17 protein-coding genes and 1 pseudogene are annotated in these 15,561 nt (G+C 54.2%); 12 read left to right on the top strand and 6 right to left on the bottom strand.

Translation table 11 applies throughout. The features are described 5' to 3' along the window. Positions 1–23: 23 nt before the first annotated feature. The 5 genes from RID21_RS07775 to RID21_RS07795 all read right to left on the bottom strand — a co-directional run bounded on the left by RID21_RS07775 (position 24) and on the right by RID21_RS07795 (position 4,653). Complete coding sequence (locus RID21_RS07775; RefSeq protein WP_350188085.1) at positions 24–1,262, bottom strand: type II secretion system F family protein; 1,239 nt, start codon at positions 1,260–1,262, stop codon at positions 24–26. Positions 1,263–1,343: 81 nt separating this feature from the next. Further along, positions 1,344–2,432 (bottom strand): type II secretion system F family protein, encoded by a 1,089-nt coding sequence (locus RID21_RS07780; protein WP_350188086.1) that lies wholly within the window; start codon positions 2,430–2,432, stop codon positions 1,344–1,346. A 67-nt stretch (positions 2,433–2,499) separates the two neighbouring features. Next, positions 2,500–3,717: a GspE/PulE family protein gene (locus RID21_RS07785; protein ID WP_350188087.1), complete on the bottom strand. Its 1,218-nt coding sequence runs from the start codon at positions 3,715–3,717 to the stop codon at positions 2,500–2,502. Further along, entirely contained in the window at positions 3,717–4,163 is a 447-nt protein-coding gene (locus RID21_RS07790; RefSeq protein WP_155364576.1) for a hypothetical protein, read from the bottom strand. Before RID21_RS07790 ends, RID21_RS07785 begins: the two co-directional genes overlap by 1 nt. Then, positions 4,156–4,653, bottom strand: coding sequence for an RNA polymerase sigma factor (locus RID21_RS07795; RefSeq protein ID WP_350188088.1), 498 nt, complete (start codon positions 4,651–4,653; stop codon positions 4,156–4,158). Before RID21_RS07795 ends, RID21_RS07790 begins: the two co-directional genes overlap by 8 nt. A gap of 464 nt (positions 4,654–5,117) precedes the next feature. On the opposite strand from RID21_RS07795, the gene RID21_RS07800 reads away from it, so the two are divergent. Then, entirely contained in the window at positions 5,118–5,639 is a 522-nt protein-coding gene (locus RID21_RS07800) for a shikimate kinase (protein ID WP_350188089.1), read from the top strand. Between the two features lie 58 nt (positions 5,640–5,697). Beyond that, a complete protein-coding gene (locus RID21_RS07805; protein WP_350188090.1) occupies positions 5,698–6,741 on the top strand; it encodes a 3-deoxy-7-phosphoheptulonate synthase in 1,044 nt (347 codons plus the stop codon). 21 nt (positions 6,742–6,762) lie between these two features. On the opposite strand, the gene RID21_RS07810 is transcribed toward RID21_RS07805, so the two are convergent. Next, positions 6,763–8,310, bottom strand: a complete 1,548-nt coding sequence (locus tag RID21_RS07810; protein ID WP_350188091.1) for a tetratricopeptide repeat protein — start codon at positions 8,308–8,310, stop codon at positions 6,763–6,765. A gap of 127 nt (positions 8,311–8,437) precedes the next feature. Between RID21_RS07810 and RID21_RS07815 the strand changes: the two genes are divergently transcribed. The 10 genes and pseudogenes from RID21_RS07815 (at position 8,438) to RID21_RS07860 (ending at position 15,553) form a co-directional block, all read left to right on the top strand. After that, entirely contained in the window at positions 8,438–8,872 is a 435-nt protein-coding gene (locus RID21_RS07815) for a secondary thiamine-phosphate synthase enzyme YjbQ (RefSeq protein WP_145035454.1), read from the top strand. 7 nt (positions 8,873–8,879) lie between these two features. Then, entirely contained in the window at positions 8,880–9,158 is a 279-nt protein-coding gene (locus RID21_RS07820; protein WP_350188092.1) for a DUF7660 family protein, read from the top strand. Positions 9,159–9,178: 20 nt separating this feature from the next. Continuing rightward, on the top strand, positions 9,179–9,862 hold the full coding sequence (locus tag RID21_RS07825; RefSeq protein WP_350188093.1) for a hypothetical protein: 684 nt from the start codon (positions 9,179–9,181) through the stop codon (positions 9,860–9,862). A 177-nt stretch (positions 9,863–10,039) separates the two neighbouring features. Next, complete coding sequence (locus RID21_RS07830; protein ID WP_350188094.1) at positions 10,040–10,471, top strand: contact-dependent growth inhibition system immunity protein; 432 nt, start codon at positions 10,040–10,042, stop codon at positions 10,469–10,471. Between the two features lie 35 nt (positions 10,472–10,506). Continuing rightward, a complete protein-coding gene (locus RID21_RS07835; protein ID WP_350188095.1) occupies positions 10,507–10,974 on the top strand; it encodes a hypothetical protein in 468 nt (155 codons plus the stop codon). Between the two features lie 23 nt (positions 10,975–10,997). Next, a complete protein-coding gene (locus RID21_RS07840; RefSeq protein WP_350188096.1) occupies positions 10,998–11,465 on the top strand; it encodes a DUF6314 family protein in 468 nt (155 codons plus the stop codon). Between the two features lie 113 nt (positions 11,466–11,578). Beyond that, complete coding sequence (locus RID21_RS07845) at positions 11,579–12,172, top strand: DUF421 domain-containing protein (RefSeq protein WP_350188097.1); 594 nt, start codon at positions 11,579–11,581, stop codon at positions 12,170–12,172. Positions 12,173–12,217: 45 nt separating this feature from the next. Then, a complete protein-coding gene (locus tag RID21_RS07850) occupies positions 12,218–13,348 on the top strand; it encodes an endonuclease/exonuclease/phosphatase family protein (protein WP_350188098.1) in 1,131 nt (376 codons plus the stop codon). A gap of 295 nt (positions 13,349–13,643) precedes the next feature. Further along, positions 13,644–14,348: pseudogene (locus tag RID21_RS07855) on the top strand (manganese catalase family protein); the annotation flags it as partial. Positions 14,349–14,362: 14 nt separating this feature from the next. After that, positions 14,363–15,553 (top strand): AI-2E family transporter, encoded by a 1,191-nt coding sequence (locus tag RID21_RS07860; protein ID WP_350188100.1) that lies wholly within the window; start codon positions 14,363–14,365, stop codon positions 15,551–15,553. Positions 15,554–15,561 lie beyond the last annotated feature (8 nt).

Genomic DNA, 15,561 nt, shown 5'->3' on the forward strand with positions numbered 1-15,561 from the left:
GAAATGCAATGCTGCATGACGACTCAGGCCAGCATCGTCAGCAGTTTAAACAACGGAGCCAACAGGGATAAAAACAGGAAGCCCATCGTAATCGCACAGACAATAATGATCATCGGCTCCACAACGGTCGCGAAGAACGTGATCCGCACGCGGGTCTGGCCATTCAGCATATCTGCCAGCGCATTCAGAATTTCAACCGAGTAGCGGGGACTGTTCTGATTCGAATTACCTGACTGCGTCGCCAGGGTCTGTAGAAACGTGGCGGGAAATAACTTCAACGAGGTCAACGCTTCAATCTGCATCTCCCCGGAAGAGATGGAGTCCGAAAATTTGCGACAGGCTTTGCGAATCTGATAGTTATTTGAACTCTCCCCTGTCAGCTTGAGTGCTTCCAGAAACGGAACGTCATTATCGACCAGCAATGCCAGCAGGTGAGAAAAACGGGAAACGGAAATCCCACTCAACAGTCCCCCCAGCAGGGGAATCCGAAACAGGATGCGCTGCCCCAGCGCCTGGCCTCTTTCCGTACGGAACAGGGCGAAAGAGCCCAACAGAAAAAGTAGAGTACCGGGTAGATACCACCACCATTGCGTTCGGATAAACACGGACACCTCGAACATGAAATCGGTCACCCAGGGGAGTTCGATTCCAAAGTCCACGAAGATCGATTCAAACGAAGGAATGATCCAGAGCATGATCGCCAGAAACATTAACGAGGCGAAAAACATCAGAATCAGCGGATAGCAGAGGGCCATCAGTAACTGGCTTTTCATCTCGGAGAGCTGACGGGTATGTGCCACATAGTCGGCCAGAATCTCACTCATCTTGCCCGAACGGCTGCCGGCATGCACCAGGGCACAGAGCTCGCGCGGCGCCCTGGAATTGGCCAGCACCGTTTCCAGGTCATCGCCTGATTCCAGCTGGGTCGCCAGATCCTGTACCGCGGTCCGCAGACGTGTGTTCTCAATTTCATAAGAGACCGCTTCCAGCCCCGACGAGAGCGGGAGCCGGGCACGTGTCAAATCGGACAGATGATCGGTGATGAGTTCAAAATCACGGGAGGAGAGCCTGGTCGTCGCGCCGGAGGCAGGTGCTTCCCGGGCGGCAAACGCCAGTTCACCTTCCTCTTCCAGCTCGATCCGTTCAATTTTGATCCCCTGACCCTGCAGCTGGCTGGCAACTTCATCCCGGTCGGCAGCGTGAATCCGCCCCTTGATGAGCTTGCCTTCTGAATTAACGCCCTGATAGCGATACCAGTTCATTGGAGAATCATCCCGTCACTCAAATCATTATTATGGTGTCCAGCTGTCTGTAGCATCTGGTCACTGTCTCAGTCATGACCCTCAAGGGTTCCCTAATTGTTTAAGCATGTCGGTAAACGGGAGAAATAATACCAGGCAATAACATAAAACCGTGCCACCTCCGATAATCGCTCCCGTGAAGATCGGAAAGATCACGCGGAACCAGCGGGTATAGTGGGCCGCCTTCCGCCGATACATATCGGCTGCATTTTTCAGCGCGAGGCTTAATTCTCCCTCGTGGTTCTTGGTCGTTAATAACCAGGTCAATAACGGAGGCCAGCCATAGAATTTCGCCGATTCCCCCGATTCCAGCTGCGAGCGGGCATGTCGATCCGCCATCAGTTCAGCCGATTGAACCAACTGGTCGTCGCCGGTCGCTTCAGCCGCCAGCACTATTGACTCGGAGAACGGAATCTGTTGCTGAATCAACAGTGCCATCAGCTCGGCAAAGTTTCCGTAACGATAATAACTGGCAATCCGCTTCACGCCGGGAATCCAGCCGATCAACCGACTGGTGCCTTTAAAATTCAATAACTGAGAACTGCGGGTCCGCATCCAGACCAGGGCAAACACAAACAGGACCAGCGGCGGGACCAGCGCCCAGTAGACCATCGTCGATTCCAGAAAATTCAACGCCTGCAGTGGGCGGGTCTCACCCAGGCGGAAAACTTCATACGCGGAATTGAACCGTGCCAGCATCTCAAACAGGAAGACCAGAAACAGACCATAGGCCAGGCTGAAGACAATCAACGGATAGATCAGCGCCATGCCGATCTGTCGCCTCAGATGAAACAGTTCCCAGGCATAGTTGGACATCTCCTCCAGTGCCACGGTCAACTTACCCGATTTGACCCCCGCTTCAACGATCACCCGATACACGCGGGGAAAGCGTGAGCCTTCGGATTCCATCGCTTCAGCTAGCGTACTGCCCCGCTCCATCTTCACCGCCAGGTCCGAACTGATCTTTCCCAGCCGGTCGGGGAGTTCGTTGCCCATCTCCCGCAACCCCAATTCCAGCGGAATCCCGGCCTGCACGAGTGAAATAATTTCCTCGTTCAAGGCGATCAGCTCATCCAGCTCGAAGCGGGTTTCCCGTGTCGGTATGGCGTCGGAATCGTCTCTTGCGTTCATGTTCACACTCTCTTCAGACAGAAACGATTTCAGTCAATGTCTCCATGTCAGTGCTGCCGGTGCACCGTTATGTTTCGCTCCGCGAAATGCCCAATACTCGACGGACTTCCGCGGGACTGGTCAATCCTTCGTTCACGGCCCGCAGCGCACGATTCCACTGCGTCCGTAGTCCGGACTCAACTGCCAGCCGGTGCAACTCGGTCGCATCAACCTGGTCCAGAATCGCCTGCCCCACGGCCCCCTGATCGGGCAGCAGCATTTCGGTCAGAACCAGGCGGCCCTGATAGCCGGTCTGTCCGCAGTCTGCACAACCCGTTGCGGTTTTCCACTGTTCGACAGGCAGACCCAGTCGATCTTCTTCCGCCTGTGATGGCTGAGCACAACTGCAGAGTCGACGCAACAACCGTTGACTCAATATCGCCAGCAGACCACTCCGCAGTAAATACGGTTCGATTCCCATATCCGACAGGCGGCTGACCGCTTCGGTCGCGCTGCCTGCATGGAATGTGGTGATCACCAGATGCCCGGACAGCGAAGCCTGGAAGACTGTCTCGGCGGTTTCGCGATCTCGGATTTCTCCCACCATGATCACTTCCGGATCCTGCCGTAACAGGGACCGCAGACCCAGTGCCATATCAAAGCCCGCCGCCGGATTGACCTGCGACTGCGCCACGGTGGGCACCACGACTTCAATCGGATCTTCCAGGGAGGCCAGACTGCGGGCCCCCCGTGACTCGCGAATGATCTCCCGCAGACAGGCGTAAATCGTCGTCGTTTTGCCGCTCCCTGCAGGACCGGTCATCAGCACCACGCCGCCGGTCTGTCGTAACAGACCTCGCATCTCGGTCAAAATCTCTTCCGGCAGATTCAGGTTTTCCAGATGTTTGTATTGTCCCGAACCGACGAACAGCCGCACAACGACTTTTTCGCCATACAGGGTCGGAAAGGTGCTGATGCGGGTCTCGACCACCTGCTCGCCATCCCGGTGAATCCGCCCTTCCTGGGGGACATCGGTACGATAAGTGAGCAGCTGCGAGAGCACTTTGAGTCGGGCTGTGATCCGAGGTGCCAGCACCTGAGAAAAGTCAGCGACATGATGCAGTACGCCGTCAATTCGCCAGTCCATCCGCATCCGGTTTTCAGTGGGCAGCAGATGGATGTCGCTGGCATTGATAGCCTGCGCCTGGGCTAAGATCACATCGACCAGCTCCGTCACATACTCGGGATGATTTTCCGCTTTGTCAGGCAGTTGTTCCTGAAACTGTTGGGACAAGGTCTCCTGCATCAATCGCCTCGAGTAAAGATCTGCTCGATCGTTCCGGCCCGTTCATTCCGGAAACGAACGACGGCGTCAACCAGTCCCCATTCGCCGGACTGTTTGAGTGTGGCCTGCACGGAATTCCAATCGGTTTGAACTTTCTTCTCTCCGGGTGTGGCGGCCGAGATTCCCAGCACACGACTCCCTTTGGAATAGAGTGCACGGGACCAGCCGGATTCCGTATCGGACGCGACACGTAGATCGGCTCCTGAATCCCGGGTCAGAAATAACAGTGTGAATGTCAGAAACAAAGTGCAGCAGACCAGCAGCGTTTTGCGCTGCACCTTGCGATTTTCCGCATGGCGGGCGGCAGCCAGTACCCGCTGACGATGATCGCTGTGCGCGGGGACCGCCCCCTGGCCGGCCTTGAGTATCTGCTCTTCGAGAAAATGGTGATCTTCAAATTCAAACATTGATATCCTCACGCGCCACGGGACGCAGGTAATTATCTAATTTCTGGAGCGCATAACGGTAACGACTGGCCACGGTGTTCGGCGATTCATCCAGCACACTGGCAATTTCCGCAAACGTCATATCCTCCCAGATCTTCAGCACTACCACTTCAGACTGGTTCGTCGGCAGCCGCTTTAATGCCTGCCGAATCACCTGGGCCTGATCATTCTCTTCCACGATTTCTTCATCTCGCGACCAGAGCTGTCTGCACTGGGCGAAGATCTGCAGCGGCTTCCGCTTCTGCAGAATCCGCAGGGCTTCGTTCCGGGCCACCCGTAACAGGTAGGCCCACGGCTGCTGAGCGGTCGCCAGAATTTTGGGTCGCATGGCAATCCGTACCATGGTCGCCTGAATCGCATCCTCCGCATCGGGAGTGTTGCGGGTCACTGTCACCGCATAACGCAGCAATCGCTCCGATGTCAAATCGTACAGCGGACCCAGGCGGTCCACCCCATGATCCTGCAGATCATTGGCACAGCATCTTATCTGCGCTGCAAATTTGGCTGGCGACAGTTTATCCACGGTCCGATTCGATTCTTCTGGCGTTTGAAAACACTCAGCTTATCGCTAAAGAGCTTAACGATACTGTCCTGACAGAGCTGCCCGGATCTTTGACAAGTAAAATTCCTGTGAAATTCACACAAACTTCTGTTCCATGCTTGTGTTACCCTTCAGGGGAAAATCACAATTTAATTCTCACCTGAATTGTCACATAGTTCCTATTAGACCTGATTTGAGATATGATTTGTTTTCCTTTTCCCTGGATTTTAAAACTTTTCCAGGCTCCGGGGAAGGAAGCGAACCGAAGTCTTTGAAATGTATACAGATACGACTTTTTATATTTTGCCATTCGTTGCCCCTGTCCGCAGGAAATCACCCTGGAGAGTGCACCTTTTTCTCCCGGGAGTGCCCGCATGACCGCCGACAGCGAACCTGTCAAAACCGGAGTCGTTCTGACAGGCATGCCGGGCTCCGGAAAATCGACGGTGGGCAGACTACTGTCTGAACAGACAGGCCTTCCCTTTCTGGATACCGACGCATTAATAGAGGCTGGCGAATCCAAACGGCTGGCCGAGATTATTGCAGATCACTCCCCGGAAGGGTTCCGCGCGATTGAAGCGGCCTACATCCAATCGATTCAACCAGCAGGATCCGTTATTTCTACCGGAGGAAGTGTCTGTTACAGCAGTGAAGCCATGCATCATCTGGCCGGTCTTGGTACGATAGTCTGGCTGGATGTGAAGCCGGATATCCTAGAGCAGCGGTTTGTCGATGCCTTCGATCGGGGCGTGCTGATCGAACCGGGTTCCAGCCTCGCCGACCTGTATGACAGCCGGTTTCCACTGTACGAACAATATGCACAATTGAAAATCGAGGCCTCGCCGCTGACGGCTGAAGAAGTCGTCTCACTGATTCGTCAGCAACTGGCTCTGTAATTGAAACTGATACAAAACTGAATCTTCTCCCCCAGTAAACGAAAACGATTTAAACAAGATGCTACCCATTCAAAACGTTAACATCATCGATTCGGTTCGCCTGGTTGCTCCTCAGGAACTGAAAGAGACAATCAAACGCACTGACAAAGTGACAGAAACCGTCGGCGAATCACGGGAACAGATCAAGCATATCCTCTCGGGTGAAGATTCACGGCTGATCGTCGTTGTCGGTCCCTGCTCCATTCACGATCCCCAGGCCGCCATCGAGTATGCCAAACGCCTGAAAGAACTCTCCGAGAAAGTCAAAGACCGCATGTTCCTGGTGATGCGGGTCTACTTCGAAAAGCCGCGGACGACTGTCGGCTGGAAAGGTCTGATCAACGACCCTCACATGGACGGCACCTTCGACGTCGCCTCAGGCCTCAAAATCGCCCGCCAGCTGCTGCTGCAGATCGGTGAACTGGGACTGCCGGCCGCCACGGAAATGCTGGAGCCGATCACCCCGCAGTACATCGCAGATGCGATTTCCATCGCCTCCATCGGCGCCCGCACGACCGAATCCCCGACGCACCGCCAGATGGCCAGCGGACTTTCGATGCCCGTCGGTTACAAAAACGGAACGGACGGCAGCCTGGACGTCGCGCTCAATGCGATGCTCGCCGCCCAGAGTCCCCACAGTTTTCTGGGAATCGACGCCGAAGGTCAGACCTGCGTGGTCAACACCACAGGCAACCCCTGGGGGCACCTCATCCTGCGTGGTGGTCGCTCCGGCCCGAACTATCAGCAGGAACATCTGGAAGCAGCCGCACAAAGCCTCGAGGCGGCGGGTCTTTCGCCCCGCTTCATGGTCGACTGCAGCCACGCGAATTCTAACAAGGATTACCGCAACCAGGGCAAAGTCTGGAATGAAGTCATTGATCAACGCGTCGCCGGCAACAAGACAATCATCGGCCTGATGCTGGAAAGCAATCTGCACCCAGGCAACCAGAGCCTGCCCGAAGATCTCAGCCAGCTCCAGTACGGCGTCTCCGTCACTGACGAATGCATCGACTGGGACGAAACCGAACAGCTGATTCTCTCAGCATACGAGAAACTGGGCTAAGCGACTTAATTCCCGTCGTCACTATTTCTGTTGTGCTGCCTGCAGAAAATATTCTGCCAGCTCTCGCTCTTCAGGGGTAAAGGACGATTTGAGTTGAGTCGAGGTGCCCTGTTCGGTCGGTATTGTCTCCATCGACAGAACCCCCTTCACTGAAAACAGAGGCGGCTTCTCACCAGACCGTTGGGAGGCCGCCACAGCTTCTTTGAGCACCGCAATTTTTTGATTATCCTCTCCCCGTGAATGAAGCGCCGAGGCGACCCGGTACAAGAGGCGGACTTTCTGATTGTCATATTGAAGCCGCTGTGTCGCTTCGAGCGCACCGTCGGCCTCGCCTGCATTCAATAGCGCGGTAGCAACCTTGGCCAGCGCGTTCTCCTTCGTCTCTCGCTGGGGGATTTGCTGCACGACCTCCAGTGCCTGTTTTGACTTTCCCTGCTCTGCAACAGCGATCGCCACTTCCATCAGGTAGGTTGACTGCTCATGAGAACCCTCAATCAATGGAGCCACTTCGAGGGCCTGATTCAGATGGCCTGTTCCCACCAGCGATTTCGCCAGTGCACGTAGAAACCAGGGCCGACGATGTAAAAACAGAATCTGCCGCACGACATCCAATGCCTGCTTATCCCTGCCTGCTTTCGCGAGCTCCAGCACAATTCCTTCCAATGCCTGAAATCGGATTTCCTCATTGGTAATCTGCTCAGTCAACGACAGCGCCAGGTTACAGGCATTCGACTTGGCAAGAACCAGTATTACTTGCTGGAGCGCCTGCGATTGAGAGTTCCGATCTGGAATGGTCTCGACAAAGTTCAGAGCCTGCTCGACATTTCCGGTTTTCGCAATTTGCCCTGGAATGGAAATCAGCGTTTCTTCACGGAGATCGAGATTCGCGATTTGTTGTGCCACTTCGACAGCCTTGTTACCGTCTCCCGACCGCGCAAATGCTTTTGCATACCGATGCAGAAGTTGCTCATGCCCTGCGGAATTTCGAGCCTGCGGAAGTAATTTCTCGCCTTGAACCAGCCAGGGTTTCGCCCGCTCGAAGGCTTCCTCAGCCAGCAAGGCATGGGCAATCGCGCAATAAGCGACCGCCCGCTGACCCGCATCGGGAATCGCTTCCACTTTCTGGATGGTGTCGTCGAAGTCAGCATTCGAGCCAGTAGCAACCAGGTTATAATACTGTGGAAACAAGTCTGGCTCAGTTTCCTGTTCTGATTCCCCCTCATCCAGTCCCAGCATGCTGCCCACAGTGATCGGCCTGCGGGCCTGCTTCGGCTGGCCTGAACTACGGGGCCTCCCACTTTGTGCTTGAGGAAGATTTCGTGCTTCCGACATCAGCTTCACCCACTCCTCGGGAGTCTCCCATTGTGGGAGAGGAGGCGTCGGCGCGTTCGGTGCAGAAATCACGCCTGGTTCTGCAGCACGGGCATCCGGTTTTCGGGCGGACTCCTGCTTCAGATCTGTTTCAGGAGCACTCCCCTGCTGACCACAACCCAGATTGGTAACCAGCGCCAGCATCGTACAGATCAAACAGTTGAAGCCAACTGGCATTCTTTTGAGAGATTCTGGCATATTGAATCCTGGCTTTCGAATGGAATTTCCTGCAATCAGATCATCGGCTAGATCCTGATTCGCATCAGGCACCAAATGCGTTATGATACGTCAGCATCATAACCAACTTTCAGGAGCAAGACACACCATGAAATCACTGACCCGCGAACTCTGGATGGAAATCCCCCACCGTCGGCAGATCGTTTCAATCCATAAAAACGTCGAACAACTGGTCACAGAAAGCGGCGTCCAGGACGGCCTGTGCCTGGTCAACGCCATGCACATCACCGCGTCCGTCTTCATCAACGATAACGAATCAGGCCTGCATGAAGACTACGATCGCTGGCTGGAACAGCTGGCCCCCTTCAATCCAGGTGGCGACCCCAATTCCGGCGGCTATCTGCACAACCAGACCGGCGAAGACAACGCCGACGCCCATCACAAACGCCAGATCATGGGTCGCGAAGTCGTCGTGGCCATCACCGACGGCCAGCTGCATCTGGGACCGTGGGAACACATTTTTTATTACGAATTTGACGGCCGCCGGCGGAAACGGATCCTGGTGAAGATTATTGGGGAGTGAGTGATACATGGAATTAGACGAATTGCTGGAGCGAGTAGATGGCCCTGAAACGTTTCTTGAATTTGTACGTGCCCTCTGTGCTGATCGTGAAGCGGGAGTCGGACAGACTGTTGACCTGAGTGGTCGCGGGGCTAACGGCTGGGAAAACCATACCATTGAGGACTTCCTCAATGCCGCATTAGCCTGGGGCGAAAGTACTAATATGGGTGAAACTCAAGATATGGCTCATGAATCTCCCTGGAAACGATGTGCTGATTTTCTCTGGTGCGGAAAAATATATGAGTAAAACTGAGAGAGGAATCATAGTTGGCCAACCTGATCGAATTAAACGGAATCAAGCTGACACCGGTCATTGAATTCTTTCCGACGGACTTTTCCAGGCAAGACCGTAAGATGCCCGATGGCGGAGCTGCGTGCGCAGAATGGGAGTCCTACTGGAAGAGCTGTCTCGCAGACTCCGGCGTCGAAGAACTCAATCCCATTGAGTGCGGGTCCTGTTACGTTGACACTTCTGAGATCTCTACGGAACAGCTGGCCCGGGCCCTGCCGGTCTTCCTGGAAGACTGCGGAGGGCTGGCGGAGTTGCACGACACAGATTCCCGACCAATCTTGAGCGGAGGTCTCGCTTTAAGTGCTTACCGGCATGGGATCCTCGTCCTGCCCACCTGCTGCAGCGATCTCAGTAATCTCGAAAGCTGGCAAACCGCAGCTGGGTACACAGGCCTCTCCTGGGAGATGTTATGGATCGGGCATCCCTGGTTATCCATGAAATTTCAGCAGCCCTGGCTGGTACTGAGTGACCTGCACGAGTCTGATGATCCGGAGGCGCGCTGGATGGTCGATCCCGCTGATCTACGAAATGCCATCACAGTTGCCGAGGCTGAATTGAACCAATTCAGGGATCAACTGGCCGGAGTGTTGGCAGACTTGGGCTTTGAAGGAGATGCCACAGCAGTCGCTACAGACCTTGCTGGCTTACGCACTGTATAATCGATCTCTCAGTTACAAGCGGTATCTCGTCAATAAATGCTGACGGGGCCACACAGTTTGATGGATGACATTGACTGTCACTGCGATTGTCAGAGAGAATAAAACTGGAAAACAGCGATCGTTTAAACAGGGGAAGCGATCACCTTGCGTGGATTCCATGAAAATCAGCAGGCAGATATGAAAATTAACTTCGACCGTCGCAAAAGCCTGCAGGAACTTGAAGGCGAAGACTGGGGAGAACCGGAGGCCTCCAATACCAGTCTTGTCAAAACCTGCATGTGGTTACGACGCGTCCCCTTGCAAGACTTCACCACCGAAAATCTGCGGATCATAATCGACCAGAAGATCAGTCTGTGTTTCCTCGTTCCACTGGCACTGGAAACTCTTGATCAAGATCCGCTGGCTCAGGGAGACTTTTACGCCGGTGATCTGCTGAGCGCGGTACTCTCTGTGCCTGAGTCGTACTGGCGGCTGCACACCGAGCAGTGCGAGGTCCTCCGCCGGGTGATCGTCCGAGCCAAAACCATGCTGACAGAACTGGATGAGACGGAGTCCAACGCTCTCCGCAATAACCTCAAACAAATCCCCGACTTTCTGATCGATTCATAACAGGAGATCTTCCCTTCAACACAGACGACGAGCGTATGATCTCAACGGCCGAAACAAAGGTTGTGCAGGCCCTGGCAGAGCTGCTGCCCCTGACAGATACAGGAAAAGCTCTGCCCGACTCCGCAGCTTCTGGAAATCTCGTCTCAGCCCTGGGATATTTTATTCCCGAGGTGCTGCGGGAGCTGTATCCGGAATGGGAACACCTCTGCTTTGACGACGTCTACCCGCACGAGGCGCTCAAGCTCGGAGAGCGGGAAGCACTCATTTTTGGACTGGCTGATTTTCTGGATGACTTTCAACTGGCACCCGTCTATGCTCGTTTACAGGTCTCCAACAGCGGCCATTGCGTGAGCTGGCTTGAGTGCCGGGTGGGCGAATCTGGTCCACAGGGGATGCAGCGCTGGCCCAACCGCCCCGCCATCGAAAAACAACTCTACCGCCTGGCAGGCAAGCAGGACCAGATTGACTGGGCTTACCACGTCACCTATGGTGAGAAAGACTGACTCAAACAGGAATACACAATCCCATGTCTGCGAATCTTGACCTGGCCTCGCTCTGGGGTCGTCTGACCGCTGTCACCACGTTGACGTTCACGGCTCAATCCTTTGGTTCCGGCAGTGGCTGGAATGGTACGGGAGTTGGCACGGTGGAAGTTGAATCCATCCATGACCAGACGCTGCTCTTTCACGAATCTGGAAACTGGTCACCGCCGGAAGGAAAGTCTCTGCGTTTTACAAATGTCTATCGCTCGTGTGCCTATCCGGAACAGAAACAGTTGCGGCTGGAGCACTTGCGTTTTGGAAATGCGAATCCGGTGTATCTGTTTGATCTGCAACAGACCGCAGCCGATTGCTGGGATTCCATCGAGCCGCATGTCTGCAGCGAAGACCACTACACGGCTACACTGCGCCTCGAAAACGAGACACTGCACCTGGACTGGACCGTCAAAGGAAAGACAAAGAACGAACGGATTTCCTATGTCTATGAACAGTGAATCCAGCTGAACCCTGAGTCGCAGTCAAATCAGTTTGGCACGCAATCTGCTTACTCTGAGTCACAGATCCGTTTTGTATTTCCACCCTGTTTCAGCTCAGAAAAGCGAGAACCATGTTCGAAAAATGGATTACCTCACAATGGACTGAAATTCCCATGGTCCTGCTGTCGTGTTTCATTACTTATACTGTCATTATTGCCTATACCCGTTTTACCGGTTTGAGAAGCTTTTCAAAAATGTCGGCGGGCGATTTTGCGATGACTCTGGCCGTCGGTTCCATCTTTGCGTCCACGATCTCATCAGCGAACCCCACATTGGTAATCAGTCTGACGGCACTGGCAACGCTGTTTGTCGGGCAATGGCTACTGGCAATCTCGAGAAAGAAATTTCACTGGTTCAGCCGACTCATCGATAACCAGCCGTTACTCTTAATGCATGGCGGGACCATGGTGGAAGAAAATCTTCGCAAAGCAAACGTCACCCGGACGGACGTGTATGGGAAACTCCGCGCAGCCAACGCCCTGAACTATGAACATGTTCTGGCTGTCGTCTTTGAAACAACGGGAGACATTTCCGTGCTGCATTCCGAAGATCCCGAAGTCAAACTGGAAGCGGAGTTTTTTGAAAACGTCGTCGGGGCAGAATTGCTGTACCATAGTGAGAACGTCAATGTGAATACCCGGGAACGCGCAGCCGCTGCATCGTAACCCCGAGTACGCATGATTGTCTTCCAGCAATAGGGAGATCAGGAATTGGTCCCAACCGAAACAATAACTGAAGAGCATTCTGGCAGCTCGACGGAATCACCCATTCGTAAATGGGCTTACCGGTGTGTCCTCCTGTTGGCCAGCGTCGCGGTGTTGACCGCGTTGCTGCCCTTGCTTCCCGTTGACTGGTGGTGGGTCCGCATCGGGGATTTTCCCCGCGTTCAACTGCTGGTCGCTTATGTCGTCCTCCTGCTGGCACTCGTCCCCTTCTGCCGCAAAACCACCGCAAAAACAGGGATATTCCTGCTGTTTATCTCCAGCAGCATTCAACTATTCTGGATCTTTCCCTATCTGCCGTTCGCTCCAAATGAAGTGGAGTGGGCAGAGTCTGCTGATCCGCAAACCCGCCTGCGGATTATGACGGCGAACGTCTATCAGGAAAACCAGAACGCCGAAGCGGTGCTGTCTCTGATCGAGCAGGAACAACCGCATATCGTCGTGCTGTGTGAAGTCAACGCGCGCTGGATTCGCGACCTGAAACCCCTCGAAAAATCCTATGGCTGGCGATTAACGCATCCACTCGAAAATACCTACGGTATCGCCGTGTATTCCCGGCTTCCCCTGGAGAGTGCCCGTATCCGGTCCATGATCAAGCAGGAGATCCCCTCGATTGATGTCCGCGTCAAACTTCCCTCAGGACAGTTCGTACGCCTGTTTGCCGTACATCCTAATCCACCCCGTCCGGGTGAGGATACAACCAAACGCGACGCCGAACTCGTACTGGTCGGACGCGAAGTGCGCGACAGCCCCAGCGCTATCGTGCTGGGTGATTTAAATGATGTCGGCTGGTCACGTACGACAAACCTGTTTCAGGAAGTCAGCGGTCTACTCGATCCCCGTAAAGGACGCGGACTCTATCCGACATATGACGCCACCTCGTCGATCTGGCGTTATCCACTGGACTATCTGTTTCATTCGGATGATTTTCGCATTGTGAAACTCACTACGCTGCCTTCTATCGGTTCCGACCATTTTCCCCTGCTGGTGGAATTAAGTCATGAATCTGAAGCCGCAGTCACCCAGGAAGGCCCGCACCTGGATGGCGGTGATCAGGAAGACGCCAGCGATGCAGTAGATTCGGCGCGAGAGTTGAAAGAGACTCCTGAAGAACCCTGAGTTTTCTGTTTTCCGAGATCAAACTGACTCCCCAGCGTTCATGCTGCGCGGTCAGGCACCGCTTTAAGATGACAATTGCAAAGATTCTTTAATCGTCACTGTACCTGAATGAATGAAAGTCGAGGCAGAGTCACAATCTCTTGTTCCAGTACACTTTGGCATGCAGTTTGCGAATCTCTGCTTAGAATTATCTCGAACTCGAGGGACAGACGGCGATGGCCCGCCCAAGTCTGTAGGTTGCAAAGCTGTCCCCGTAATCAGTCTGTTATCGACACGATTTACGAAAGGACCAGGCATGTATCATCATGTTAAAAAACTGATGTATAAAGTTGATGTGGGAGATCCCGACCCCCGCTTTGGGAAAATGCTGCTCGAACAGTTCGGCGGTGCGAATGGCGAACTGGCCGCAGCCATGCAATACTCGATTCAGGGTATGAACTGCGAAGACCCGGCCCGCAAAGACCTGTTGATGGATATCGGCACCGAAGAACTGAGCCACCTGGAGGTGATCGGTGCGCTGGCCCGCATGCACCTCAAACCATTACGAAAAGCGGGAGATGCCGCTCTGGACGACCCACTAATTGCAGTGGTCGGTGGCGGTGGTGTGTCGCTGAGTAACTCACAGGGTTCTTCCTGGACTTCAGACTATATTGCGGTGACCGGTCAGCTCGAGGTTGATCTGCGTTCCAATATGGCGGCGGAAGCCCGGGCCAAGATCGTCTATGAACGTCTCATCGATCATACCGACGATCCGGGATCCAAGGATGCCCTGCGGTTCCTGATGACCCGAGAAATCACTCACCTTAAGGCCTTCGGTCAGGCACTGGAAAGTATGGATAAGCAACCGCTGGAAATCGGCGAACTGGAACCCGATTCCCAGTGGGTTGACAAGTACTTCAACGACTCGACAGAATCCGGTGATCTGGGTGAAGATTCCAGCGGCCCCTGGAATTCAGGGGATGAATGGAAAGTCGTTGATAATCCAGCCTTCAGTGGTACCTGATAGACAATTTCATGACAGAGCCCGAAGCTTCTTCATCAACTGCAGTGATGCTGAGCAGGACGATCACCACTCTGGTGGTGGTCGTCGTCTTAGCCGCTGCGCTGGTCATCACCTGGGAAATCATCTTAACGCTATTCCTGGCAGTCCTGTTCGCTGTCTTTCTGACCTTTTCCAGTAATAGTCTGAGCCGGGTCTTGCCGATCCCTTACCAGGGAAGTCTGGCATTACTCGTGACGACCCTGGTTCTGCTTTCCGCAGGAACCATTGCCTTATTCTTCGTACAGATCGAGCATCAGGTGCAGGAGGCCAGTCAACAGATCGAACGCGGTACAGAGAAAATTCAGAAATGGGCTGAAGAGTACACGACGGTCAAATCCGTGATTCAGTCGACCCCGTATTTATCCCAGTCACTGTTACCTGCATCCGATTCACAAAAGAAGAAACACGATTCCAGTCCATCTGAAGACTCGAAATCCCCTGAGCAGACTAACGACTCCCCCCAAAAGAAATCCGAAAAATCACAGCAGACCGATCTGAATTCACTGGCACAGCCTGCGAAACAGGCGGCCTCCTTTGTCGGCCAGATGTTCCGTACGACATTTGGACTTGTAGTGAATTCGGTGTTGATTCTGTTTGTGGGTCTCTTTCTGGCGACCGCCCCTGCGACCTATCGAGACGGCGTAGTCATTCTGTTTGCTCCAGAGCGTCGCGAGCGGATCCGGCAAGTCATGAACCAACTGGGAGGCACTCTCTGGCACTGGCTGATCGGCCGCTTCGGTTCGATGCTGGTAACCGGCCTGGGCGCCTGGCTGGTCCTGCTGCTGATCGGCGTTCCCATGGCGGGTACGCTGGGGTTCCTCACAGGACTGTTGACGTTCATCCCCAATATTGGTGCCGCGATCTCCTTTATTCTGGCAATCCTGGTGGCGCTCCCACAAGGCACCACCACAGCAGCACTCGTGATCCCTGCCTATATTGGACTGCAGCTGCTGGAGAGTTATGTGATCACCCCCCTGATTCAAAAGCAACAGGTCTCACTCCCCCCGGCACTGCTGATCTCGTTCCAGGCCATTATGGGCGTCCTGTTCGGTTTTCTGGGAGCCATCATCGCCTCTCCCTTCCTGGCAGCAGTCAAAGTCATCGTTCAGGAACTTTACGTGAAAGATTATCTGGAGGGGAACGCCGACCACAACGGCAGTTGACCTCATCA

Origin of the sequence: Gimesia sp. (assembly GCF_040219335.1) — a bacterium.
GTDB lineage: Bacteria > Planctomycetota > Planctomycetia > Planctomycetales > Planctomycetaceae > Gimesia.